The organism is Streptomyces pseudovenezuelae (genome assembly GCF_029892565.1).
Taxonomy (GTDB): domain Bacteria; phylum Actinomycetota; class Actinomycetes; order Streptomycetales; family Streptomycetaceae; genus Streptomyces; species Streptomyces pseudovenezuelae_A.
Map to the genome: position 1 here is coordinate 99,019 of NZ_JARXVH010000004.1, position 23,466 is coordinate 122,484.

22 protein-coding genes and 1 tRNA gene are annotated in these 23,466 nt (G+C 69.5%); 10 read left to right on the plus strand and 13 right to left on the minus strand.

What is annotated here, in order from left to right; translation table 11 throughout:
* Positions 1-122 precede the first annotated feature (122 nt).
* Entirely contained in the window at positions 123-887 is a 765-nt protein-coding gene (locus tag M2283_RS13285) for an SDR family NAD(P)-dependent oxidoreductase (protein WP_280876379.1), read from the plus strand.
* 90 nt (positions 888-977) lie between these two features.
* On the opposite strand, the gene M2283_RS13290 is transcribed toward M2283_RS13285, so the two are convergent.
* Positions 978-1,598, minus strand: coding sequence for a TetR/AcrR family transcriptional regulator (locus M2283_RS13290; RefSeq protein WP_280876380.1), 621 nt, complete (start codon positions 1,596-1,598; stop codon positions 978-980).
* Between the two features lie 111 nt (positions 1,599-1,709).
* Between M2283_RS13290 and M2283_RS13295 the strand changes: the two genes are divergently transcribed.
* On the plus strand, positions 1,710-2,045 hold the full coding sequence (locus M2283_RS13295; RefSeq protein ID WP_280876381.1) for a hypothetical protein: 336 nt from the start codon (positions 1,710-1,712) through the stop codon (positions 2,043-2,045).
* Between the two features lie 63 nt (positions 2,046-2,108).
* On the opposite strand, the gene M2283_RS13300 is transcribed toward M2283_RS13295, so the two are convergent.
* Positions 2,109-2,180, minus strand: a tRNA-Val gene (locus tag M2283_RS13300).
* A gap of 181 nt (positions 2,181-2,361) precedes the next feature.
* On the opposite strand from M2283_RS13300, the gene M2283_RS13305 reads away from it, so the two are divergent.
* From M2283_RS13305 to M2283_RS13315, 3 genes are all read left to right on the plus strand, one after another.
* Positions 2,362-3,147: a DUF4097 family beta strand repeat-containing protein gene (locus tag M2283_RS13305; RefSeq protein ID WP_432423067.1), complete on the plus strand. Its 786-nt coding sequence runs from the start codon at positions 2,362-2,364 to the stop codon at positions 3,145-3,147.
* Between the two features lie 87 nt (positions 3,148-3,234).
* Positions 3,235-4,584, plus strand: coding sequence for a hypothetical protein (locus M2283_RS13310; RefSeq protein ID WP_432423068.1), 1,350 nt, complete (start codon positions 3,235-3,237; stop codon positions 4,582-4,584).
* 94 nt (positions 4,585-4,678) lie between these two features.
* A complete protein-coding gene (locus tag M2283_RS13315; RefSeq protein ID WP_280876383.1) occupies positions 4,679-4,894 on the plus strand; it encodes an FmdB family zinc ribbon protein in 216 nt (71 codons plus the stop codon).
* A gap of 17 nt (positions 4,895-4,911) precedes the next feature.
* Here the strand turns inward: M2283_RS13315 and M2283_RS13320 are convergent, their stop codons facing one another.
* Genes M2283_RS13320 through M2283_RS13330 form a run of 3 tightly spaced genes read right to left on the minus strand, consistent with a single transcriptional unit; the run spans position 4,912 to position 9,556 of the window.
* Positions 4,912-5,739, minus strand: a complete 828-nt coding sequence (locus M2283_RS13320) for an HAD family hydrolase (protein ID WP_280876384.1) — start codon at positions 5,737-5,739, stop codon at positions 4,912-4,914.
* Positions 5,739-8,342 (minus strand): phosphoribosyltransferase, encoded by a 2,604-nt coding sequence (locus M2283_RS13325; RefSeq protein ID WP_280876385.1) that lies wholly within the window; start codon positions 8,340-8,342, stop codon positions 5,739-5,741. Before M2283_RS13325 ends, M2283_RS13320 begins: the two co-directional genes overlap by 1 nt.
* A gap of 47 nt (positions 8,343-8,389) precedes the next feature.
* The gene (locus tag M2283_RS13330; protein WP_280876386.1) at positions 8,390-9,556 is read right to left on the minus strand and encodes an HpcH/HpaI aldolase/citrate lyase family protein; all 1,167 of its coding nucleotides are present in this window, start codon (positions 9,554-9,556) and stop codon (positions 8,390-8,392) included.
* A 187-nt stretch (positions 9,557-9,743) separates the two neighbouring features.
* Here M2283_RS13330 and M2283_RS13335 point away from each other — a divergent pair, with 187 nt between their 5' ends.
* On the plus strand, positions 9,744-10,571 hold the full coding sequence (locus tag M2283_RS13335) for a TerD family protein (RefSeq protein ID WP_280876387.1): 828 nt from the start codon (positions 9,744-9,746) through the stop codon (positions 10,569-10,571).
* 48 nt (positions 10,572-10,619) lie between these two features.
* Here the strand turns inward: M2283_RS13335 and M2283_RS13340 are convergent, their stop codons facing one another.
* The 6 genes from M2283_RS13340 to M2283_RS13365 form a co-directional block, all read right to left on the minus strand.
* On the minus strand, positions 10,620-11,357 hold the full coding sequence (locus tag M2283_RS13340; protein WP_280876388.1) for a TerD family protein: 738 nt from the start codon (positions 11,355-11,357) through the stop codon (positions 10,620-10,622).
* A 112-nt stretch (positions 11,358-11,469) separates the two neighbouring features.
* Complete coding sequence (locus M2283_RS13345; RefSeq protein ID WP_280876389.1) at positions 11,470-12,618, minus strand: DUF475 domain-containing protein; 1,149 nt, start codon at positions 12,616-12,618, stop codon at positions 11,470-11,472.
* 173 nt (positions 12,619-12,791) lie between these two features.
* Positions 12,792-13,367, minus strand: coding sequence for a TerD family protein (locus tag M2283_RS13350; protein ID WP_280876390.1), 576 nt, complete (start codon positions 13,365-13,367; stop codon positions 12,792-12,794).
* Between the two features lie 98 nt (positions 13,368-13,465).
* Complete coding sequence (locus M2283_RS13355; RefSeq protein WP_019060360.1) at positions 13,466-14,041, minus strand: TerD family protein; 576 nt, start codon at positions 14,039-14,041, stop codon at positions 13,466-13,468.
* A gap of 112 nt (positions 14,042-14,153) precedes the next feature.
* The gene (locus M2283_RS13360; protein WP_280876391.1) at positions 14,154-14,612 is read right to left on the minus strand and encodes a peroxiredoxin; all 459 of its coding nucleotides are present in this window, start codon (positions 14,610-14,612) and stop codon (positions 14,154-14,156) included.
* A 110-nt stretch (positions 14,613-14,722) separates the two neighbouring features.
* Complete coding sequence (locus tag M2283_RS13365) at positions 14,723-15,154, minus strand: DUF3052 domain-containing protein (protein ID WP_123999590.1); 432 nt, start codon at positions 15,152-15,154, stop codon at positions 14,723-14,725.
* Between the two features lie 353 nt (positions 15,155-15,507).
* Here M2283_RS13365 and aceE point away from each other — a divergent pair, with 353 nt between their 5' ends.
* Positions 15,508-18,255, plus strand: coding sequence for a pyruvate dehydrogenase (acetyl-transferring), homodimeric type (aceE, locus tag M2283_RS13370; RefSeq protein ID WP_280876392.1), 2,748 nt, complete (start codon positions 15,508-15,510; stop codon positions 18,253-18,255).
* A gap of 143 nt (positions 18,256-18,398) precedes the next feature.
* Positions 18,399-19,157: a potassium channel family protein gene (locus M2283_RS13375; protein WP_280876393.1), complete on the plus strand. Its 759-nt coding sequence runs from the start codon at positions 18,399-18,401 to the stop codon at positions 19,155-19,157.
* Between the two features lie 40 nt (positions 19,158-19,197).
* On the opposite strand, the gene M2283_RS13380 is transcribed toward M2283_RS13375, so the two are convergent.
* Both M2283_RS13380 and M2283_RS13385 read right to left on the minus strand, forming a co-directional pair.
* Complete coding sequence (locus M2283_RS13380; RefSeq protein WP_280876958.1) at positions 19,198-19,485, minus strand: small hydrophobic protein; 288 nt, start codon at positions 19,483-19,485, stop codon at positions 19,198-19,200.
* Between the two features lie 264 nt (positions 19,486-19,749).
* Complete coding sequence (locus M2283_RS13385; protein ID WP_432423084.1) at positions 19,750-21,237, minus strand: MFS transporter; 1,488 nt, start codon at positions 21,235-21,237, stop codon at positions 19,750-19,752.
* 197 nt (positions 21,238-21,434) lie between these two features.
* Between M2283_RS13385 and M2283_RS13390 the strand changes: the two genes are divergently transcribed.
* Positions 21,435-22,061: a TetR family transcriptional regulator gene (locus tag M2283_RS13390; RefSeq protein ID WP_280876395.1), complete on the plus strand. Its 627-nt coding sequence runs from the start codon at positions 21,435-21,437 to the stop codon at positions 22,059-22,061.
* 135 nt (positions 22,062-22,196) lie between these two features.
* Entirely contained in the window at positions 22,197-23,414 is a 1,218-nt protein-coding gene (locus M2283_RS13395) for an alpha/beta hydrolase (protein ID WP_280876396.1), read from the plus strand.
* Positions 23,415-23,466 lie beyond the last annotated feature (52 nt).

Here is a 23,466-nt window from a genome sequence, read left to right on the forward strand (position 1 = left end):
CCTCCACCTTCTGGACTTGCTAGTCCATTTTTTCCGAAGCACAGTGGCACCCGCGTCCTGGCCGCCCCACCACCCAGGGCCCGGTTCGGATTGACGGTGGAGAACAAGCAACGGAGTGGAACATGTCGATGCGGCTTGCGGGCAAGACCGCCCTGGTGACCGGAGCGACCAGCAACATCGGGCGGGCGACCGCGGAGGCCTTCGCCGCCCAGGGGGCACACGTCGCCGTATCCGGCCGCAGCGCCGAGCGGGGCGAGGAGGTCGTCGACGGCATCCGTGCCCGCGGCGGCCGCGCCGACTTCGTACGGGCCGACCTGGACGGCAGCGCCGCCGCCTCACAGGCGCTGGCCCAGGAGGCGACGCGGGTCCTCGGCGGCCGAATCGACGTTCTGGTCAACAACGCCGGCATCTACCCCGGCGACACCACGGCGGCCACCGACGAGAAGACCTTCGACCAGGTCTACGCCGTGAACGTGAAGGCACCGTTCTTCCTGACCGCGGCCGTCGCCCCCGCCATGGTGGCGGCCGGCGGCGGGGCGATCATCAACCTGGGCTCCTGGGTCGCCCGCCTGGGCATCCCGATCGGCGCGCTCTACAGCTCCACCAAGGGCGCCATGGAGACGCTGACCCGGGCCTGGGCGGCGGAGTTCGGGCCGCAGGGAGTACGGGTGAACGCGATCTCCCCGGGCGTGGTGCAGACGCCCGCGCCGGGTCGGGCCCACCCCGCCGAGATCATGATGAAGGGCACACCCGCGGGCGCGATGGGCACTCCGGACGCCGTCGCGAACGCGGCTGTGTACCTGGCCGCCGACGAGTCTTCATTCGTGCACGGCATCGTGCTCGACGTCGACGGCGGTCGTACGACCGCGGCTGTCATCGCGGGCTGAGGCGCGGCACGGGTCCGAGGGCGCCGGGGAGCAGGGCGGTTTCACTGAAGCCGCCCGCCCCCGCCTCCACCCTCGCCCCACCCCGCCAGGTCACGCCATGACACTGCCACTGCCACTGCCCGCGCGCCGCAGATCCGCGATCCCTTGATCAAGAGCGGCCCGCAGGTGGGTGGACTGCCCCGTCGACAACAGGATCGACACGCCCCCTTGGATCGCGGCCAGCAGCGCCGCGGCCCTCGTGTCGACATCGAGGTCGGCGGGCAGCCTGCCACCGGCCTGCAGCGCCCGGATGCCTCTCGCCAGACTCTCCTGCCAACGGCACGTCAGCTCGATCACGATCGCCCGCATCCCGGGAGTCGAACGCCCGACCTGAAGAAACAGTGACCCGAGCGGACACTGCTCCCCCTGCGCCTCGTAGCGCTCGATCACCACGTCCCGCCACCGCCCCCAGGCCTCCCACGAGTCGAGGCAACCCAGATACGGCTGCTGGTCCTCCAGCACCCGATCCGCCTCGAACTGGGCCACCGCGACGAGGAGTTCGTCCTTGCCCGCCGGGAAGTAGTGGAACAGCTGGCTCTTGCTGGTGCGGGTCCGCGCCATGACGTCGTCCAGCGTCGCCGAGCCCACGCCCTTCTCCCGCAACACCGCCGCGGCCCCCTCGACGATGCGGCTACGCGTCGCCCTCCCCTTCGCCGTCAGCTCACCGGGCATGCCACAACTCCCCAAAAGTGGACTATCCAGTCCACTGTACGGCCACACCCGTTCGCATGAACCCGCCGAAGGAACTCGCATCCCAAATTCGAACAGGCGTACCATTGCACCGTGGCTACGACCTACGACTTTCCGAGTGACCTCCTCGCCGGTCAGGAGGAGCTGCATCAGGTCCGGTCCGAGCTGTCGGCCCTGCTCAAGCGGCTGCCCTGGTCGGTCGTACCCCTCGACGGCTTCAGCGACGAGGGCGGCTGGCGCAAGGTGGAACGCCCCGCCTCCCCCGGCTGGACGTCCGACGAACAGGCCGAGGTGGAGAAGCTCCGCCAACGCGAACACGAACTGGCCGTCTTCGTCACCACCCACCGCTTCTGGGTGGAGATCACGGAGGGGGAGCGCGTCCAGGCACGGACGAGGCTGAAGCATGCACGCGGGGACGAGAGCAACTGACGCGCCCTCGAACATAGAAGGCCCCGACCGATACGGTCGGGGCCTTCTCATGTCATTCCGATGTGGGCGCGGACGGTTTCGAACCGCCGACATCCTGCTTGTAAGGCAGGCGCTCTACCACTGAGCTACGCACCCGGGACAAGACGAGTCGACAGCCTACCTTGCCGGAGGCACTGCCCCGCAAACGCGTATCGGCGTCTCAGGGATCACCCGGGGGTTATCCCCACCCCCGATCCGGGAGCGGCCCGGATCCCCCCTCGGCCCCCCGCTCCGTACGGTCGTAGAGCCTGCACAACTGCCTCAGGGGGAGCCCGTCATGGACCGCATGTCCACCGCCCGTACCCGTACCGCCCGTACCGCCGTCGCCATCGGAGCCGTCGCTCTTCTGGTCGGGGGCGCCACCGCCTGTGGGGCGTCCGCCGGGGACGACAAGGATCCTGATCACCGGACGTTCGCGTTGGAGGGGAAGACGCTCACCGTCGATTCCGACGACTCGGCGTTGGAGATCGTCGCGGCGGACTCGAACGCGGCGGGGAAGGTCGAGGTGACGCGGTGGTTCCAGGGGAGCGTCGCCATCGGTAAGGATCCCAAGGTGAGCTGGTCCATGAAGGGTGACCGGCTGGTGCTGAGGATGACGTGCAGCGGGGTCGTCGCCGACTGTGAGGCCAAGCATCGGATCGAGGTGCCGCGCGGGGTCGCCGTGAAGGTCGAGGACGGGGACGGGAGTGTGCGGGCCCGTGGGTTCCAGGACGCGTTGAATATTCGTACGAGTGATGGGTCCGTGCATGTGACCGACTCCAGCGGGCCGCTTCAGCTGCGGACCGGCGACGGGTCCGTGCACGCCGACGTCTCCTCGCGGCGGGTGCGTACGCAGACCGGTGACGGGTCCGTCCACCTCGAACTGGGCGCCGTACCGGACCTGGTGGAGTCCCGCTCCGGCGACGGCTCCGTCACCATCGCGCTGCCGCGTGCCTCGTACCGTGTGACCACCGACACCGGCGACGGGTCGGTGGACGTGTCGGTGCCCCGCGACAGCGGCAGCCCGCATGTGGTGACCGCCCACACCGGTGACGGAAAAGTCACCCTGGAGACCGCGAACTAACCGGCCCGTGTGTTCGTCCTTAACCGGTGGGAGAATGAAACGAGACACCGGTAACGGTAAGGACGGATGACAGCTCGGGAGAGGCATGTGACGGCGACACCTGGGAAGCCGTACTCGCCGTCGGTGCGGGACACCCTCACCCTCCTCGCGCTGCCGCTGGTCGTCGCTCTCGCGCTGCCCGCCGCGTTCGCCGGTGGCGGTACGCGGCGCTGGTTCGGTGGCCGGGCCGAGAGCCAGCGGGCCGAGGCGCAGGCCGCGAAGGACGCGGCGGCGGCCGCCTTCTACGAGCTGGACACCGCCCAGCGGGATCTGCGGATCTCGATAGAGACCATCACGGCCGTGGACGACTCGCCGGCCGCCCGGCGCGTGGTCGCTGACTTCGAGGCGCTGGGGCGGCGCATCGACGAGGCCAGCCAGCAGTACATCGAGGCTGTCGACGCGCACGACCTGGACCGGGACGAGCTGGAGGCGTCGGTCGCGGCCCACGCGCGGACCGAGCTGACCAAGGCCAAGGACGAGCTGGCGAACGTCAAGCGCGAGCTGGACCGCTTCGGCGACAGCCTCGGGCCGCTGATCGGCAAGGCCGAGACCCAGCTGGCCCGCCTGGCCCCGGCGGTCGAACGGGCCCGGCAGGGCCTGCTCGCCGCGTCGAACGCCCTGGACGCAGTACGGGAGTCGGGGCTGCGCGCCGACGACCTCGCCGCCCGGCTCGCCGCCCTCGCCCCCGAGCTGACCAAGCTCAACCAGGGCGCGGGGCAGCACGGCGTGCCGGAGACCCTGGAGCGGGCCGAGCGGGTGGCGCGGGAGGCCGAGGGCGTCCGGGTGGAGGCCGAGCGGCTGCCGGAGAAGGCCGCCGAGATCGACCACCGGCTGGTCTCGCTGCGCACGCGCGCGCAGGCGCTGACCACCCGTGCCGGGCAGGTCGATCCGGTGCTGAGCGAGTTGCGCCGCCGGTTCACCGCGGCCTGCTGGCAGGACCTCCAGCACGTGCCCGACCAGGCCGGGGAGAACGTACGGCAGGCGGAGCTGAAGCTGAAGGAGGCGCAGTCGGCGCGGGACGCCCAGCGCTGGCCGGACGCGACCGCGCTGCTGTCGACGGTCCGCGCGCTGCTGAACACGACGGACGAGTCGGTCTCGGCCGCCGGCGACCGGCTGCGCCGGCTCAACGCCGTGCAGAAGGATCCGCAGCAGGAGATCGACCGTACGCGCTTCGCCATCCGGGACGCCCAGCGCCTGGCCATGACCGGCCGCAACACCCCCGACCCCCGCCAGGCCCGCCCGCTGGACGAGGCCGTGGCCCGGCTGGATCGCGCGATCACCACCCTGGAGGGCCGCCACCCCGACTACTGGCACTTCCTGACGGAGACGGAAGCGGTACGGCAGTCGGTGGCGCGCGTGGTCGCGCAGATCCGGGAGGAGCGCGGGGGCGTCCACTGAGAGTGGTACGACTCCCTTGGAGTGCGTACGGCTGTCTCTCTCGCTGTCTCCGATGCGGCTACGTCGATCCCGCGCCGCCGGTTAACCTGTGCGCATGCCTCGCTACGAGTACCGCTGCCGTACCTGCGGCGACACGTTCGAACTGAATCGCCCGATGGCCGAGTCGGCCGCGCCCGCCGACTGTCCGGCCGGCCACGACGACACGGTGAAGCTGCTGTCGACGGTGGCCGTGGGCGGCGGCTCCAAGTCCGCCCCCGCGCCCCAGACGGGCGGCGGAGGCGGTTGCTGCGGTGGGGGCTGCTGCTCCTGACCGTTGGCAATTGGCCGTTAGCCGTTGGCCGTTGGCCGAGCGCCCCCGGACGCCTTCAAGAACTCTCGGAGGATCCGCTCCCCGGCCAGGACACCTCGCTCGGGCAGGGCGGTGATGCCGGGGGCCGTGAACTCGGTTTCGGCCAACTCCCCGTGTCCCGGGCGCCAGCCGCGATCCGCGGCGAGCAGCAGGTCGGCGTCGAGGAGTGAGTCCCCGGCGGCCAGCGTCAGTTCGGCGCCGGTGCGGCGGGCCACCTCGTGCATGGCGGCGCTCTTGGTGAGCGGCTTGGGGACGGCGTAGATCTTGCGGCCCTGCAGGGACACCGTCCAGCCGCGGTTCTCCGCCCAGGCCGCGAGTTCCTTCACCCATTCCTCGGGCAGCAGTTCGCGTTCGACGACGAGGTAGGCGAACAGGTCCTCGGCGTTGCGCTGCTTGCGCAGCCAGAGGGGGTCGGCGGTAGCCGCGAGGTAGTCCTCGATCTCCGCCAGCGGGGCGCACTCGTCGGCCAGTCGCGCCGTCACGCGGGCATGCCAGTCGGGGTCGGAGACGCCGTCGACGAGCAGGTGGCCGCCGTTGCCGCAGATCGCGTACTTCGGTTCGGGGCCGGGCAGGTTGATGCGCTGGTACTGCTTACGGGTCCGGGTCGTCGTCGGGACGAAGACCGCCGCGTCGCCGAGTTCGGTGAGCAGTCCGGCCGCCGTCTCCGTCATGAAGGACAGCGGTCTGCTCTCGTGCACCTCGACGCAGAGCAGCCGGGGTGCCCGGGCGTCGGGCATGGTCAGCGCGAGGGCGCCCGCGGAGTAGATGAGCGTACGGTCGAGGTCGCTCGCCACCAGTACCGGCATCAGACCGCCACCGCCTTGCCGTCGGCGCCGGTCGCCCCGCGGGTGAAGCGGGGGTGGATCAACCCCACGCAGGTGTACGGGAGTTCGCCGACCTCCTCGACCGGTACGCCGCGCTGTTCGGCGAGCAGGCGTACGTGGTCCAGGTCGGCACCCGCGCCGGCCCGGGCGAGGATCTTCCAGGGCACCCGGCGCAGCAGCACGCGGGTGGTCTCGCCGACGCCGGGCTTGACGAGGTTCACGTCGTGGATGCCGTACTCCTCGCTGATCCGCTCAACTGCCGCCCAGCCCTCCCAGGTTGGGGTGCGGTCGCCGGAGAGCAGCTCCTTGGCCTGGGCGTCGACCGCGTCCGTGACCTCGGGGAAGCGGGCGGCGACGGCGTCCAGGAAGTCCACCGACACATCCGCGCCCGCGAGTTCGCGGTAGAACTTGGCGCCGTGGAAGTCGTGCGGGCCGACCAGGTCGGAGCGCAGGACGGTGCGTGAAATGAGCCCGGACACGGTGGAGTTGAGGCAGGCGGAGGGGATGAGGAAGTCCGCGCGGGTGCCGTAGGTCTTCACGCACGAGCCCGGGTCGGCCAGTACCGCGATCTCCGGGTCGAAGCCGGTGACTCCGTCGGAGGCCTCGAACTCCCGTACCGCCTGGGCGAGTTCGCGGGTGATCGCGCCCTTGCCGGTCCAGCCGTCGACGAACACGACGTCGGCCGGGTCGTGGTGGGCGGCCAGCCAGCGCAGCGCGTTGACGTCGATGCCGCGGCCCCGCACGATCGAGACGGCGTAGTGCGGCAGTTCGACGCCGTGCCGGAACTGGGCCCAGCGGCGCATCAGGACGCCGACCGGGGTGCCGGCGCGGGCCAGCGAGACGAGGACCGGGCGGGGCGACCGCTCGGCGAGCACGATCTCGGTGACGGCGCCGACCGCCTGCGCGATCCGGGTGGCGGACGTCTTGAGTGCTTCCTGGAACAGCTCCTGGTACTGCTCGCTGGGCTGGTACTCCATCGGCAGCGACTCCGCGTAGTGCGCGCCGCCGCTCTGGATGGCCTCCTCGCGCTCCTCGGTCGGCGCTTCCAGGGTCACGTCCGAGAGGTCCTGGAGCAGCCAGCCGACCTCGTCGGGCGGGTACGAGGAGAAGGCGGGGCCGCGGAGGGGCTCGGGCAGCATCGGGGGCCTTTCGGGGACGTACAGGGGCTCGGGTACGTAGGAGGGGACGACCACGAGCAGGATCTGCGGGGCGTGTGCCGCGAGCTGGGCCAACAGGCCGTCCGGCGTGTGCAGTTCGGGGGTGTCGGCGGTGGAGTCGACGACGGCGACGACGGCGTCGAAACCGGGGGTGCTCGTGCCGGCGGCGACGTTGTACGCGTACCGCTCGCCCGGGCCGTCGGCCGGGGTGTCGTGGGCCGGGAAGACTATGCGGCTGCGTATCGCGTAGCCGGGGTCGTCGACCGCGAGGACGGGTGAGCGGGTGGTGGTCGAGTAGCGGACCTCGGCGTCGGCGACCTGTTCGAGTTCGCGGGCGAGTCTCAGGGGCGTGTACATCAGCTCCTCGAAACCGAGCACGAGGACGCTCCGCGCGTCGGCGGGGAGTGCCTCGGCCAGGCGGGCCGCCATGGCGGGGAGGGCGTTTTCGAGGCGGGCTCGGTGGGCGGGGGTAAAGCCGTGTCTTGCACCGTCCGGGAGGCCTCGGGGCCACAGCAGTTCGACGCGGTCTATGCGGCCGAGGAGGGGTTCGGTGGGCGGGTGCGGGTCGGTGGGGGCTGGTCGCGCAGTTCCCCGCGCCCCTGGGGGGTTGGCCTCCGGGTTGGCGTCGAGTGCAACGCCCTCATCTTTTAGGGGCGCGGGGAACTGCGCGACCAGCCGAGACGGCGCCGCAGACGACTGACTACCTGCTGCCGCACCCTCCGCCTCGTACTGCGCCACCAACGCCTGCCCCTTCTCCAACACCCCCTCAGGCAGACTCACGGTGCCTGAAGCCGCCGCCACCAGATCCACCCGCGCACCGATCTCCCGCGCGAACGCCGAGAGGCGCCCGGCGTCGGCGGGCGACCGCATATCCACCAGCGCCACCACGACATACCGCCCCCGCGGATACCGCTCGTGCAGATCCCGGATCGTGTTCAGGACCGTGTTCCCCGTGGAGAACTCGTCGTCGACCAGTACCAACGGCCCCGCGCCGACCAGCAGCGCGGGATCCTCCGGCAGCAAGAGATGGGACGTGGCGTGGGAGTGGGCCTCCTCGAAGCCGCCCGCCGCCGCGACGCCCTCGACGGGGCGGCGCGTGGAGTGGAGGTACGGGGCGAGGCCGATGCCGTCGGCGACCGAGTGGCCGAGGCCCGTCGCCGTCTCCGCGTAACCGAGGACGACGGCGGCGCGGGCCTCTTCGGCGCCCAGAAGATCCCGTACCCGGCGACCGAGGGAGAACCCGTAGCCGTAGACGACGGACGGTGCCTGCGGTACGTGCTTGCCGAGCACGTTGGACACCAGGAGATGCGCCCGCTTGGGGTTGCGGCGCAGGGCCAGCCCCAGCAGGTCGGTCAGCTTGGTGTCGCCCACGAGTTCGATCCCGAGCCGCTCGGCGACCCAGGTCCCGGACCAGACCCCGTTGTTCACTGCGTTGATGACGATTCCCTAGATAGTGAGGCCCTGGATGGTGAGACTCAGCCGGGGATGCCCGCGGCGAGCAGGTCCACGAAGCTGACGTCCTCGTGCGCTACGCCGAAGACCTCGGCCCGCAGCATGGTCCGCTCGGCCCAGGCGCGGTGCGGCTTCACCTCGTTCATCTTGTTCGTGTACGCCGACCTCAGCACGCCTCCGCCGTCCCGTCCGGGGCGCGCGATGTCCGCGGCGTCGCTGAACTCCTCGTGGCTGACCACGGACAGCGCGTGCACGGGCAGGACGTGGGAGGGGTGGATGCAGGTCTTGCCCATCAGGCCGTTGGCCTGGTCCAGGGAGATCTCCCGCAGCAGCCCGTCCATGGCGTGCTCGATCAGTTTCACCCGCAGCTCCACCGCCTGTCCCTCCAGGAAGGGGCTGGTGCGGAGCATCGGCTTGAACATGCGCTCGGGGACGCGGAAGTACTCCCACACCGGCCCGGTCACGGTGAATCCGGTGCCGTCGGCCCGGCCCAGCATGTTCACCACGTCCGAGATCACGGAGGCGACGATCTGGACGTCGTAGGCCGTCATGTCGGGGGCGCGGCGCAGGCCGTAGGAGGAGCAGAAGTCGGTGACGCCCAGGCGCAGCGCGAGGACCCGGTCGCGGTACTTGTCGACGGCGCGGGCGATGCCCTCCAGGGTCTCCACCCGGGACTCGCGGTAGAGCAGCTCGGGCGACTCCAGGACGGGCATGGCGAACAGCCGGCGTCCGCTCACGGTCTCGGCCCGCTCCAGCGCCTCCAGGAAGGGGATGCCGCTCTCCTCGGTGAACTTCGGGAACACGAATCCGGACAGCAGCCGGACGGTCGCGCCCATGCGCTCCACGAGGTCGGGGATCTGCTCGGGCGTGCGCACCCTGATGAACAGCAGCGGGACGGCCACGTCCGTGCGCGCGTCGAGGTCGGCGAACTGCCGGACGAGGTTCTCCTCGCCCGCGGCGACGTCCGCGTCGTCGATCGAGTCCTCCAGGCACAGCACCATCGAGACCACGCCGAGTGCCGCCTGCTTGACGACGTCGTCGGCGAGTCGCGGCCTGGTGGCCGGGCTGTAGAGCGTGGCGCCCAGGGCCACGGAGAGCAGCCGGGCCGGGGAGTCGGCGGTGAACTCGCACGGCTCCTGATGGAAGAGGCGCTGTCGCACCCCAGGGGCGATGTGCCCGAAATGACGCATAAAACTCCCCCGTGGCGCAAGGTAAGCCTGTGGATTCTGAGAACAGGTGGCCGGTAATAGTACGTATGGACCCATGTCAAGGGTTCCCGTGGGTCATGAATTTCTGGTAACGCCAGCGGGCACAACGGTGGTGGGCTGTAGGCCCCCCGCATTGTCGTGACCAGGACCGAGAGGGCAGGATGACCGCATGACGCACGCGATGCTGAAGGGGTCGAACGTCCCGCTGGAAGCCACCACGGTACGCGCCGTGCTGCGCTGGGCGCCCGGGCCGGGAGTTCCGGACGTCGATGCCTCCGCGCTGCTCCTCGGCCCCGACGGTCGTGCGCGCTCCGACGAGGACTTCGTCTTCTACAACCAGCCCCGGCACCCTTCCGGGAAGGTCTGGTGGCTCGGCAAGAAGCGTGCCGCCGAGGGTCCCACCGACACGATCCAGACAGATCTGGCCGGTGTCGAGCCCGCCATCAGTCAGATTCTGCTGGTCGCTTCGGCGGAGGACGTCACCTTCGACCGGGTACAGGGGCTACGCATCCTGCTGTACGACGCGTCGGTCGCGGACGGCGAGCCGCTGCTCCACTTCGACATCAAGCCGGAGACCGGCAAGGAGACGGTGCTGATCTGCGGCGAGCTCTACCGCCGCGGAGAGGGCTGGAAGTTCCGCGCCCTCGGCGAGGGCTACTCGAACGGTCTGCGGGGGCTCGCGACCGACTACGGCATCACGGTGGACGAGTCGGAGACGACGCCGGAGCCGTCCCTGCAGCGGCCGGACTCGGCGTCCGCGCCCCAGCAGCCGGACGTCTCCGCCCAGCCGCTGCCCCCGGAGCGGCCGGCGACGGTCCCGGCCCAGCCGGACTACGGCTATCCGCAGCAGCCGCCGGCCACCCAGCCCGCGTACGGCTACCCGCAGCCCACCAGCCAGCCGGCCTACGGCGGCTACGGCTATCCGCCCCCGGTGACGACGGCCCCCGCCCCGGACGTCCGACTGCCTCCCCAGGGGCCGCAGTTCATCCGGCCCTGACGAGGGAGGCAGGGGGCAGGACGGGTGCCGGCCCGACCTGCGAGGCGACTAGCGCTCCGCCTTCGCCTTGTAGCCCCGGCCCCACTGCAGTCCCCACCCGTAGAGGCGGTCCAGCTCGGCCTGGAAGCCGTAGACGAACTTCACCTCGCGGCGCACGATCAGCTCGCCCTTGATGTTCTCGATCATCACGACCGCGCAGGAGCGGGCCTGGGGGTGGCGTTCGTCGAGGTGGATCTCGATGCGGGGGCCGTTGCTCGGGTAGAGCGTGACGCTCGCGTGTGTGCGGTCGAACGCCGGGGTCTGGTCGTAGATGTAGACGAAGACCAGCAGGCGCTTGATCTCATCCCGGTGGTCGAGGTTGATGTAGATCGTCTCGCCGGACGCGGAGCCGAACCGGTCGTCGCCGCTGAGCTTGACGTACGGCGGTCCGTTGGTGTCCCCGAGGTAGCCCCCGAGGGGTTGTACGACACCCTTGGAGCCGTCCATCAGTTCGTAGAGGCAGCCGAGGTCCAGGTCGACGTTTACCATGCTCTGGCTGTGGCCCATGACCTCCGGCGGCTTCAGGGCCTTGAAGGGGTGCCGCAGCAGGGACTCGCGGGGCGAGCCGCCTATGTCGGAGGTCCGCATGCGCCAGTTCAGGTTGACGCGCAGGTGTCCGGTGGCCGCTCCCTGCTTGGTGAGGGAGACCTGGTGGTGCCGTTTGGTCAGCTCGATGGCGTTCGTGGCCGCACTGCCGGAGTCGAACTCGCCCTTCCGGCCACCCATGAGTCCGTCAAAGAAGCCCATTCCCGCCCGCCCCTACGTCCACCGTGTTCACGGCGCTCACTTGGAAAAACCGGCGGGGCGGCCGGAGGCTTCCGGCCGCCCCGCTGAGAGCGTTCCCGCCCCCTGAGGGGTGTCACACCCCGGACGAGACCTCAGTCTTCTCGTCCGTGCCCGTCGCTTTTCCCTCTGCCGCTGCCAGGGCTCGGTTGCGGCGGACGGAGGACCAGAAGGACCAGCCGATCAGGACGACGCCGACGAGGCCGGTGATGACCTCGTTGATCTGGTACTGGATGGTGACCATGAGGATCACGGCCAGCGCGCCGATCGCGTAGTGCGCGCCGTGCTCCAGGTAGACGTAGTCGTCGAGGGTGCCCTGGCGGACCAGGTAGACGGTGAGCGAACGGACGTACATCGCGCCGATGCCCAGGCCCAGCGCCATCAGGACGATGTCGTTGGTGATGGCGAACGCGCCGATCACGCCGTCGAAGGAGAACGAGGCGTCCAGGACTTCGAGGTAGAGGAACATGAAGAACGCGGCCTGGCCGGCGAGGACGATCGGCGGGCGCTTCTTGCCGCTGCGTTCCGCCTCTTCCTCCTGCTCGTGCTCGCGTTCCTCCTCGGCTTCGAGGCGGTCCTCGAAGAACCCGGAGAGACCGCCGACGACCATGTACGTGATCAGGCCCGCGATGCCGGAGATCAGCACCGTCTGTGCCTTGTCGGCGTGCCCGCCGCCGTGCTGGTGGGCGTGGGTCGCGAAGGTGAACGCGGTGATCAGCAGGACGATCAGGGCGATGCAGACCGACAGCATGTCGACCTTGCCGAGCTTGGCCAGCGGGCGTTCGATCCAGCGCAGCCACTGGATGTCGCGGTCCTCGAAGATGAAGTCGAGGAAGATCATCAGCAGGAACATGCCACCGAAGGCGGCGATCGCCGGGTGCGCGTCGGTGACCAGTTCCTGGTAGTGGTCCTTGTTGTTGAGCGCGAGGTCGACCGCGTCGATGGGACCGATCTTGGCGGTGACGGCGACGATCACGACCGGGAAGACCAGCCGCATGCCGAAGACCGCGATGAGGACGCCGACCGTGAGGAAGATCTTCTGCCAGAAGGCGGACATCTTCTTCAGGATCCCGGCGTTGACCACCGCGTTGTCGAACGACAGCGAGATCTCGAGGATGGAGAGGATCGCGACGATGCCGAAGGCCTCCCACCCCCCGTAGAAGACCGCCGCGACCAGGCCGAGCGCGGTAATCGCGAACGACCAGCCGAAGGTTTTCAGAAGCACTGGCTACCCAATCCTGTATGTACGGGTCTCCCCCGCGCCGTACTCGGCTTTACTCACTGTTGACCACGAAGTCTAGGGCTTCGCTCTCCAGCCGGAACAGTAGGGGCGTCCGGCCGAGGAAGGCGCAGGTCGGAGGGGGCGCCGTCGTGGATCGGGCCGTGGCCCGGCGGACCTTACGAAACGTTGACCCCGAAGTCCAGGGCGATGCCGCGCAGTCCGGAGGCGTACCCCTGGCCCACGGCGCGGAACTTCCACTCGCCCTGGTAGCGGTAGAGCTCGCCGAAGATCATGGCCGTTTCGGTGGACGCGTCCTCGCTGAGGTCGTAGCGGGCCAGTTCCTGGCCGTCGGCCTGGTTGACGACGCGGATGAAGGCGTTGCTGACCTGGCCGAAGGTCTGGCCGCGGTTGTCGGCGTCGTGGATGGAGACCGGGAAGATGATCTTGTCGCAGGCGGGCGGCACCTTCGGGAGGTCGACGATGATCGACTCGTCGTCGCCCTCGCCCTCACCGGTGAGGTTGTCGCCGGTGTGCTCGACGGAGCCGTCCGGGCTCTTGAGCTGGTTGTAGAAGATGAACCACTCGTCCCCCATCACCCGCCCGCCGGTGCACAGCAGCGCACTGGCGTCCAGGTCGAAGTCGGCTCCGGTGGTGGAACGTGCGTCCCAGCCGAGCCCGACCAGTACCTGCGTGAGGTTGGGTGCGGCCTTGGACAGGGAGACATTGCCCCCCTTGGCGAGCGTGACGCCCATAGTGCTGGTCCTCCCCGAGGTGATGCTTCTTTGGTTGTCCTGCACGTCCGGCGCCCCACCCAAACGGTGCGGCGCCGGACAATCGCCGTGCGGGCGTCTCAGACGTTGACGCCGAAGTCCTGGGCGATGCCGCGCAGGCCCGAGGCGTAGCCCTGGCCGATGGCGCGGAACTTCCACTCCGCGCCGTTGCGGTACAGCTCGCCGAAGACCATGGCGGTCTCCGTGGAGGCGTCCTCGGAGAGGTCGTAGCGGGCGATCTCGGCGCCGCCGGCCTGGTTCACCACGCGGATGAACGCGTTGCGGACCTGGCCGAAGGACTGCTGGCGGTTCTCGGCGTCGTAGATCGAGACCGGGAAGGTGATCTTGTCGACGTCGGCCGGGACCGCCGCCAGGTTCACCTTGATCGCCTCGTCGTCGCCCTCGCCCTCACCGGTGGTGTTGTCACCGGTGTGCTCGACGGAGCCGTCCGGGCTCTTGAGGTTGTTGAAGAAGACGAAGTTCGCGTCGCTGGCGACCTTGCCCGCGCTGTTCAGGAGCAGGGCGCTGGCGTCCAGGTCGAAGTCCGTACCGGTCGTGGTGCGGACGTCCCACCCCAGACCGACGATGACCGCGGTCAGGCCCGGGGCCTCCTTGGTCAGTGAAACGTTGCCGCCCTTGCTGAGGCTGACTCCCACGAGTCCTCCATTGGTTTGTGGGGGCAGGGAGCCCCGACGTGCGTTGCTATCGGATCAACGACTCGATCCTAGTGACGGGTTCCCGTACCACGCAGGCCCTGGAACCGAACAATCACAGGGTGTCGAGCGCCTTCACGTACGAGTTCAGGTCGCGGGCGTCCGGCAGCGCGTTGACGACGGTCCAGCGGACCACGCCCTCCTTGTCGATGACGAAGGTGCCGCGCACCGCGCAGCCCTTGTCCTCGGCGAAGACGTCGTAGGCACGGGAGACCTCGCCGTGCGGCCAGAAGTCGCTGAGCAGCGGGTACTCCAGGCCCTCCTGCTCGGCGAAGACGCGCAGGGTGTGGATGGAGTCGTTGGAGACCGCGAGCACCTGGGTGTCGCGGTCGGCGAACTTCGGCAGGTTGTCCCGCACCTCGCACAGCTCGCCGGTGCACACGCCGGTGAAGGCGAAGGGGTAGAAGAGCAGGACGACGTTCTTGCTGCCACGGAAGTCGGAGAGCTTCACGGTGGCGCCGTGGTTGTCCTTGAGCTCGAAATCAGGGGCCTTGTCGCCGACCTGGATCGCCATTGTCGCGGTTGTCCCTTCGGTGAGGCTGTTCGGGTGGCTTCCACCCTACGCAGCGATCACCGGGAACCTACGGACGGGCCGGGCGAACCGGCCCGTCCGGAGTCAATGGGTCACTTCTTGGACTTGGCCGCCTTGGGAGTCACCAGCCGGCTGCCGCTCCAGTCCTTGCCCACGCTGACGCTCTTGGAGGCCGACAGCCCCGCCGTCGTCGCGGCTTCGGAGATGTCACTGGGCTCGACGTAGCCGTCACGGCCGGTCTTCGGCGTGAGGAGCAGAATCGAGCCGCCTTCCTCGATGTACGTGGTGGCGTCCACCAGCACATCGGTCAGGTCGCCGTCCTCGTCGCGGAACCAGAGCACCACGGCATCGGCGACGTCGTCATAGTCCTCGTCCACAAGGTCGCTGCCGATGACTTCCTCAATGGCCTCGCGGAGCTCCTGGTCTACGTCGTCGTCGTAGCCGATCTCCTGGACCACCTGCTCGGGCTGGAACCCCAGCCTCACGGCAGGGCTCGTCTCCGCGTGGTCCGCGGTCGCGCTCACGGGTTGCCTCCTGATCATGTCTTGATGAGTGTCTCAGCGTCGCGCACGCGCGAAGCATTGGCCGTAGTCCACACGGGCGGGGCGGATCGCGCAAGTACCCGGCCGTTCAGACCGCCGAAACGGTGACGTTCCTGGCCGTGTCACCCCAACTCCAGGCACGCCGACACGACCGTAAGTGACCCACACCACACCTTTCTGCCCCCTTTGTGGCATTGAGAACCAGCCGGAGCGCACGTAGGTCTCGGTTACCTCTCAGTAGAGATGACGTTTGCTTTCCCGAGGTACACGATGGGGAACGGTGCAGGCAGACCGAAAAGCAGCTCACAGCAGCCCTCTGACAGGTAAGGAACAGCGTGGCTTCCGGATCCGATCGCAACCCGATCATCATTGGCGGCCTTCCGAGTCAGGTTCCTGACTTCGACCCCGAGGAAACGCAGGAGTGGCTCGACTCCCTCGACGCCGCCGTCGACGAGCGCGGCCGTGAGCGGGCCCGCTACCTGATGCTCCGGCTGATCGAGCGGGCCCGCGAGCGGCGCGTGGCCGTGCCCGAGATGCGCAGCACGGACTACGTGAACACCATCGCGACCAAGGACGAGCCGTTCTTCCCGGGCAACGAGGAGATCGAGCGCAAGGTCCTGAACGCGACCCGCTGGAACGCGGCGGTGATGGTCTCGCGCGCGCAGCGGCCCGGCATCGGGGTCGGCGGCCACATCGCCACCTTCGCCTCCTCCGCGTCCCTCTACGACGTGGGCTTCAACCACTTCTTCCGCGGCAAGGACGAGGGCGACGGCGGTGACCAGGTCTTCTTCCAGGGCCACGCCTCCCCCGGCATCTACGCGCGCGCGTTCCTGCTCGACCGCCTCAGCGAGCAGAACATGGACGGCTTCCGCCAGGAGAAGTCCAAGGCGCCCGACGGACTGTCCTCCTATCCGCACCCGCGGCTGATGCCGGACTTCTGGGAGTTCCCGACCGTGTCGATGGGTCTCGGCCCGATCGGCGCGATCTACCAGGCGCGGATGAACCGCTACATGCACGCGCGCGAGATCGCCGACACCTCGAAGTCGCACGTGTGGGCCTTCCTCGGCGACGGCGAGATGGACGAGCCGGAGTCGCTGGGCCAGCTGACCATCGCCGCGCGCGAGGGCCTGGACAACCTGACCTTCGTCGTCAACTGCAACCTGCAGCGGCTCGACGGCCCGGTGCGCGGCAACGGCAAGGTCATCCAGGAGCTGGAGTCGGTCTTCCGGGGCGCCGGCTGGAACGTGATCAAGCTGGTCTGGGACCGCTCCTGGGACCCGCTGCTGGCCCAGGACCGCGACGGCGTGCTGGTCAACCGGATGAACACGACGCCGGACGGCCAGTACCAGACGTACGCGACCGAGCCCGGCTCCTACATCCGCGAGCACTTCTTCGGCGACGACCAGCGGCTGCGCGCGATGGTCGAGGGCATGACCGACGACCAGATCCTGCACCTGGGGCGCGGCGGTCACGACCACAAGAAGATCTACGCGGCGTTCAAGGCGGCCACCGAGCACCGGGGCCAGCCGACGGTCATCCTCGCCAAGACCATCAAGGGCTGGACGCTGGGCCCCAACTTCGAGGGCCGCAACGCCACGCACCAGATGAAGAAGCTGACGGTCGCCGACCTCAAGGGCTTCCGGGACCGGCTGCACCTGCCGATCTCCGACAAGGAGCTGGAGTCCGGCCCGCCGCCGTACTACCACCCGGGTCGCGACTCGGAGGAGATCCAGTACATGCACGACCGGCGCAAGTCGCTGGGCGGGTACGTCCCCACGCGCGTCGTGCGGGCCAAGCCGCTCGCGCTGCCGGACGACAAGGTGTACGCGAGTGTGAAGAAGGGCTCGGGCCACCAGTCCATCGCGACGACCATGGCCTTCGTCCGGCTCCTCAAGGACCTCATGCGGGACAAGGAACTCGGCAAGCGCTTCGTGCTGATCGCGCCGGACGAGTACCGCACGTTCGGCATGGACTCCTTCTTCCCGAGCGCGAAGATCTACAACCCGCTCGGCCAGCAGTACGAGTCGGTCGACCGCGATCTGCTGCTCGCGTACAAGGAGTCACCGACCGGCCAGATGCTGCACGACGGCATCTCGGAGGCCGGCTGCACGGCGTCCCTGATCGCGGCGGGCTCGGCGTACGCCACGCACGGCGAGCCGCTCATCCCGGTCTACGTCTTCTACTCGATGTTCGGTTTCCAGCGCACCGGCGACCAGTTCTGGCAGATGGCCGACCAGTTGGCGCGCGGTTTCGTACTGGGTGCGACCGCCGGACGTACGACTCTGACCGGTGAGGGGCTGCAGCACGCCGACGGCCACTCGCAGCTGCTCGCCTCGACCAACCCGGGCTGTGTCGCGTACGACCCGGCGTACTCGTACGAGATCGCCTACATCGTGCAGGACGGGCTGCGGCGGATGTACGGGCCGACCGCCGACGGCAAGCCGGGCGAGGACGTCTTCTACTACCTCACCGTCTACAACGAGCCGATCCAGCACCCGGCCGAGCCGGCGGACGTGGACGTGGAGGGCATCGTCAAGGGCATCCACCGCATCGGCGAGGGGACTTCGGGCTCGATCCCCGCGCAGATCATGGCCTCGGGCGTGGCCGTGCCGTGGGCGATCGAGGCGCAGCGGATTCTCGCGGAGGACTGGAACGTGCGGGCCGACGTCTGGTCGGCGACCTCCTGGAACGAGCTGCGGCGCGAGGCCGTCGACGTCGAGCGGCACAATCTGCTGCATCCCGAGGAGGAGCAGCGGGTTCCCTATGTGACGCGGAAGTTGGGGAACGCGCAGGGGCCGTTCGTGGCCGTGTCCGACTGGATGCGGGCGGTTCCGGACCAGATCGCTCGGTGGGTGCCAGGGACCTACCAGTCGCTGGGGGCGGACGGGTTCGGGTTCGCGGACACCCGGGGGGCGGCTCGGCGGTTCTTCCACATCGACGCGCAGTCGATCGTGGTGGCCGTCCTGACGGAACTGGCGCGGGAAGGGAAGGTCGATCGGTCGGCGCTCAAGCAGGCCATCGACCGGTATCAGTTGCTGGATGTCGCGGCCGCCGATCCCGGCGCCGCGGGCGGCGACGCGTAACCGTTGCACTCGGCTTCGGCGGAGTGCGGCCGTACTTGGCCGCGGCCCCGGTGGGGGCTGGTCGCGCAGTTCCCCGCGCCCCTTAAAGGCAAGCCCCTTCGGGGCGCCTTTAAGGGGCGCGCTGTCGACCTACGATGCGGGGCATGGACGGACAATCGGCGCAGGCTCGTTGGGAACAGGTGACCCAACGGCCCCTGCTGGCGCTCGCGGTGGGGTTCGCCGTTGCCTACGCCGTGCCGATCGTGGACAAGACCGCCGGGCACTCGCTGACGACGGTGTGCACGGCGGTCGAGTGGGTGGTGTGGGGCGCGTTCGCCGGGGACTACCTGGTGCGGCTGGCGATGAGCCGGCAGCGCAAGCAGTTCGTACGGACGCACTGGCTGGACCTGTGTGCCGTACTGCTGCCGCTGCTCCAGCCGTTGCGGCTGCTGCGGATGGTGTCCACGCTGATGCTGGTGGGGCGGCGGGCGCGGATGGCCTCGCAGATCCAGCTGACGACGTATGTCGTGGGCGCCGTCGTCGGGCTGTTGATGTTCGGGTCGCTGGCCGTGCTGTCGGTCGAGCGGGACTCGCCGAACGGGAACATCCGGACGTTGGGTGATGCCCTGTGGTGGTCGTTCACGACGATGACGACCGTGGGCTACGGGGACCACGCACCGACCACCGGGCTCGGGCGGATGGTCGCCGTCGGGTTGATGCTGTCCGGGATCGCGTTGCTCGGTGTGGTGACCGCGAACATCGCCACGTGGTTTCTCGCACGGTTCGAGAAGGACGACGTGGAGGAGCGGCGGCAGACCGAGGCCATCGAGGCGCTGACCGCGGAGGTGCGGGCACTGAGGGCCGAGGTCGCGGCGCTGCGCGAGCCGTCCGCGCCGTTGCGGGAGCCGTCGGCCAAGACGTGATCGGCGTCGCGGTGGGGTCGGGCGGGAGAGGCGGGCTCCGTCAGAGGAACAGCCAGTAGATCGCCAGGAGCGTGTCGAGCACGCCCAGGACCACGGCCACGAGGGCCGGGACCGGGCGGGTCCTGGACCAGGACCAGGTGCGGCCCATGGCGAGCCAGCCGCAGACGACCGCTACCGGGCCGAGGATCAGGCCCAGTACGAAGAATCCCGCGATCGCGCAGATGACTCCGATGATTCCCAGCGTCGCGCGGTCCGGCCCGGTCCGTGACCTCGTGCGGCCACGTGAGCGGGGGTGCTTGCGCGTTCCGTTTCCGAAGCCCGCCATCATCAACTCCCTCGGCCCCGGAGTCTGTTCGGGGCTCAGGAGTTCGGGTACCCCCGATGCGGCCACTAATCGTCCCGGGCCTGCGGCGCGCTGTCCCCCTCCGGCAGCGCGCCGCGGTCCGAGTCACCCCCTGCGGAGGGCATGACCCACTGTGACCTGCGGCGCGTGCCGGGCGCGAGGGATCTTTAGCGTCTTCACCCTGATAGGGGAAGTCCGTTGAAAACCCGTCAGGGGAGCCCGCCGGACTGTCCGCCGGACCCCGTCCCGTCAGATGTGGCCCACGCCCGCGCCCGCGTCCGCGTTCGCACCGCGCTTGGTGAGGAAGGCGACGAAGACGGCCACGACCGCCACGCCGCAGGCGACGAGGGAGGCGAGGCTCATGCCGGAGATGAACGTGTCGTGCGCGACGTCGGCGATCTTCGCGGCGATCGCCTCCGGTGTGCCCTTGGCGACCGGTGCCACGCCGACCTGGACGGCCTCGGAGGCCTGGTCCAGCTGGCTCGGGGTGAGCTCCGGGAGGCCGGCCGCCTTCCAGTTGGCGGGCAGGTCGCTGTCCACCTTGGACGCCATCACGCCGCCCAGTACGGCCGTACCGAGGCTGCCGCCGATCTGCATCGCGGCCTGCTGGAGGCCGCCGGCGACACCGGAGAGCTCCATCGGCGCGTTGCCGACGATGACCTCGGTGGCGCCGACCATGACCGGGGCGAGGCCGAGGCCGAGCAGGGCGAACCAGATGGACATCACCGCGCTGCCGGTGTCCGTCTCCAGGGTGGACATGCCGTACATCGCGATCGCGACGGACGCCATGCCGCCGGCCAGCGGGATCCGCGGGCCGAGCTTGGTGATCATCGCGCCCGCGAGCGGGGAGCCGACGATCATCATGCCGGTGAGGGGCAGCAGGTGCAGGCCCGCGTCGATCGGGCTCATCCCGTGCACGTTCTGCAGGTAGAAGGTCACGAAGAACAGGCCGCCCATGAAGGCGATGGCCATCAGGACCATCAGCACGACGCCCGCGGAGAGCGCGACCGAGCGGAACAGGCCCAGCGGGATCAGCGGTTCCTTGACCTTCGTCTCCCAGAAGGCGAAGAGGGCGAAGCCCAGGACCGCCGCGGCCAGGAACGCCCAGGTCTTGCCGTCGCCCCAGCCCCACGCCGGGGCCTTGATCAGGGCCCAGACCAGGCAGAACATCGCGCCGGACAGCAGGCCTATGCCCAGGAGGTCGAAGGACCGCGGGGCGTTCTCGGCGCGGTGGTCCAGCAGGATCACCAGGCCGAGGATCAGGGCGATGACGCCGACGGGCACGTTGATGAAGAACACCGACTGCCAGTTGACGTGCTCGACGAGAACACCGCCGAGGATCGGGCCGCCCGCGGTGGAGGCGCCGATGACCATGCCCCAGATGCCGATGGCCATGTTGAGCTTCTCGGCCGGGAAGGTGGCGCGCAGCAGGCCGAGCGCGGCCGGCATCAGCAGCGCGCCGAACAGGCCCTGCAGCACGCGGAAGGTGACGACCGCGGCGATGCTGCTGGACAGGCCGATGGCGCCGGACGCGGCGGCGAAGCCGGTGACGCCTATGAGGAAGGTCTGGCGGTGCCCGAAGCGGTCGCCGAGCTTGCCGGCGGTGATCAGGGAGACCGCGAGGGCCAGGAAGTAGCCGTTGGTGATCCACTGGACGTCGGCGAAGCTCGCGCCGAGGTCCTTCTGGATGGCCGGGTTGGCGATGGCCACGATGGTGCCGTCAAGGGCCACCATCATGACCCCGACAGCGACCGTGATGAGGGTGAACCAGGGGTGGCCGCGCAGCCCGCCGCCCGGCGCCTTGTCCGACGGGGCTGTTGGTGCCTTGTCCCCCGACCCCGTCGTGTCGATGGTGGTCTGACTAGTCATACCGTGAGGCTAATGACAGCCGCTGACAATTGACAAACCAATTCACAAGTCGGTAACTGACACATATGGAAACGCTGCGCGAACGCAAGAAACAGCGCACCCGGGACGCGCTGCTGCGCTCCGCCGTCGAGCTGTTCACCACCCGCGGCTACGAGCGGACCACCGTCGACGACATCGCCGCCGCCGTCGACGTCTCGCAGCGCACCTTCTTCCGCTACTTCGCCGGCAAGGACGAGGCCGCCCTCGCGCTGCACGACCTGGTCACGGAGCGGTTCATCGAGGCGGTGCGCGCGCGGCCGGCCCACGAGGCGCCGATGGAGGCGCTGCGCCGGGCGGTGCTCGGGAGCTGGGACACCCTCAACGAGATCGTGGAGGAGGTCGTACCGCTGGAGTGGTTCCTGCGCATGTACCGGGTGATCGAGGAGACGCCGGTGCTGCTCGCCGCGCATCTGCGGCACAGCGAGGAGACCGAGGAGACCATCGCGCGCGTGCTCGCCGAGCGCGAGGGCCTCGACATGGACGCCGATCCGCGACCGCGGCTGGCGGTGGCCGTCTTCGGCGCGGTGATGCGGGTGACGGAGCGGCAGTGGACCCGGCGCGAGGACTTCGACCTGGAGGCGATGCGCGAGCTGACGATCACGTACCTCGAACAGGCGGGACCCGCACTCACGGACAGCTGGCGAACACATTAAGGAACCTTCGGTTCCGGTTCGGTCGCACTTCGAACCCACTTCGGACACACTGAGGTCAACGCCACGTTTATCGAAACGTGATCTCGGTCACTCGGCTCACGCGAGACCGTCCCGTTCTCCTAGTGTGTCCTCCCAGTGACTTCCTTCGACACCTCCCCGCAACTGAACGTCTGGCGCGCACTGCTCGCGCTTGCCGTCGTTTTCGTGATGCTGGCGACCACGGGCTGGACCGCCCTGCGCAGCCACCACGGCACGACCCCGCTCCAGGCCTCGCGCTCCTCCTGGGAGCACGGCCGCCTGCACGGACACCGGCTCCCCGACCCGGACGCGGCCCCCGCGGTGCTCTCCCGGTTCTTCGCCTCGCTCACCGTGCAGCAGCGCTCCGCCCTGGCCCACCGCTATCCCCTCGCGGTCGGCAACATGAACGGCGCCCCCGTCGCCCTGCGCTACCGCGCCAACCACCAGGCGCTCGCCAAGCAGCGCAGGGTGGAACGCCAGCGCATGCACGACAGCCGGCTCTCGCCGTCCGGGCAGCACGAGGCGGGGCGCCGTATGCACCGCTACGAGGCGCTGATGCGCCAGGGCCGGCACATCCTGGCCTTCGACCCCGAGGGCACCGGCCGGGTCGCCGAGGTCTTCGGCAACCTGCAGCACGCCGAGCGCGTCTCGGTCGTCGTCCCCGGCGTCGACACCGACCTGCTCACCTTCCAGAAGACCAACCACCCGTACTCGGCGCCGGTCGGCATGGCCAAGTCGCTCTACAAGGCGGAGCAGGCGGCCGACCCCTCGACGCGCACGGCCGTGATCGCCTGGGCCGACTACACCGCGCCCGCCGGGCTCGGCATCGACTCGGCGACCGCGATGCGCGCGGAGGACGGCGCGGTCCGGCTGAACGCTCTCGTCCGCGCCCTGCCCGGCAAGTCGCCGGTCTCGCTGTTCTGCCACAGCTACGGCTCGGTGGTGTGCGGGGTCGCCGCGCACACGCTGCCGCGCCGGGTGACCGACATAGCGGTGGCCGGCAGCCCCGGCATGCGCACCGAGAAGGCCTCCCATCTGCACACCTCCGCCCAGGTGTGGTCGATGCGGGACGCCACCGACTGGATCCAGGACGTGCCCTACCTGGAGCTCGGCGGACTCGGCCACGGCGCCGACCCGGTCTCCTCGGCCTTCGGGGCGCGGGTGCTGTCGGCGCAGGGCGCGAAGGGCCACGGCGGCTATTTCGAGCCGGACACCGAGAGCCTGTTGAACTTCGCCGACATCGGCGTCGGCGCGTACCGCTCGGTGCGGTGCGCGCGCGACGATGACGCGTGCCACGCGGGTTTGTCCGGTGCGGCGCGCGCCGGACGCGCGTAGAGGCGCAGGAACCGCGGTCTGCGCGAGGTGGCGACGAAGAAGCGGTCCGCGC